The organism is Acidovorax sp. GW101-11A03 (assembly GCF_059424825.1).
In genome coordinates this window covers 1-1068 of record NZ_JBWKZU010000144.1, presented here as the reverse complement: position 1 = coordinate 1068, position 1068 = coordinate 1, and the positions used below count along the sequence as shown (strand labels likewise).

Genomic DNA, 1068 nt, shown 5'->3' with positions numbered 1-1068 from the left:
GGGATTCTCTGCACGAATACCGCTGCGATGTGATTGAGCAAGCTTGAAGCCCAGACAATAGTCGCATGAAGCAAAGCAGCCTGGGCCTGAGCAACACAGTCAAGCGCACCCGCAAGCGCGAGTTCCTGGACGCCATGGAGTTGGTAGTGCCCTGGACTGAACTGGTCTCGCTCATAGAGCCGTACGCGCCCGAAGCCGGACGCCGGGGTCAGCAGCCCTTTGCAGTGCAGACCCTGCTGCGCATCCACTTTATGCAGCAATGGTTCAAGCTCAGCGATCCCGCCATGGAAGAAGCGCTGCACGATGTGCCTGCCTTTCGGGACTTTGCAGGCCTGTCCCACTGGGACGAGCACATCCCCAGTGAATCGAGCATCCTGCGCTTTAGGCACCTTCTGGAACGCCACAAGCTGGCCGATCAGATCCTGGCCACCGTCAATGCACTCCTGCAAGCTAAAGGGTTGCAGCTCAAAGCGGGCACTGTGGTGGATGCCACGCTGATTGCTGCGCCCACTTCCACCAAGAACCAAAGCGGCGAGCGCGACCCCGAGATGCACCAAAGCAAGAAGGGCAACCAGTGGTACTTCGGTATGAAAGCCCACATTGGCGTGGATGCGGACTCGGGCCTGGTGCACACGGTGCGAGGCACTGGCGGCAACGTGGGTGATGTGATCGAAGCCAACAGCCTATTGCACGGGCAGGAGACAGACGCATTTGGAGATGCGGGCTACCAAGGCGTGCACAAACGGCCTGATGCCAAGCCAACCGTGCGCTGGCACGTAGCCATGCGTCCAGGATTGCGCCGGGAGTTGGACAAGGACAAGCCTCTTGAGGCGCTGATCGATCAACTGGAGCGCACCAAGGCCAGCATCCGGGCCAAGGTGGAGCACCCGTTCCGCGTGCTCAAGCAGCAGTTCGGGTACGTGAAGGTGCGCTACCGGGGGCTCAAGAAGAACACGGCGCAGCTCGTCACTCTATTTGCGCTGTCAAACCTGTGGATGGCGAGGCACAAGTTGATGGCTTGTATGGGGCAGGTGCGTCTGCAAGGAGCGTAATGCCCCCGCGAAGCCG

1 protein-coding gene is annotated in these 1068 nt (G+C 60.3%); it reads left to right on the top strand.

Annotation, left to right across the window (positions count from 1 at the left end; translation table 11 throughout):
• The first annotated feature begins 65 nt into the window (after positions 1–65).
• Positions 66–1052, top strand: coding sequence for an IS5 family transposase (locus tag AC07Z7_RS25080; RefSeq protein ID WP_494768046.1), 987 nt, complete (start codon positions 66–68; stop codon positions 1050–1052).
• The last annotated feature ends 16 nt before the right edge of the window (positions 1053–1068 follow it).

Coding starts and splice junctions, on each gene's coding strand:
- AC07Z7_RS25080 (WP_494768046.1), top strand. CDS start 66: ATGAAGCAAAGCAGCCTGGGCCTGAGCAACACAGTCAAGCGCACCCGC.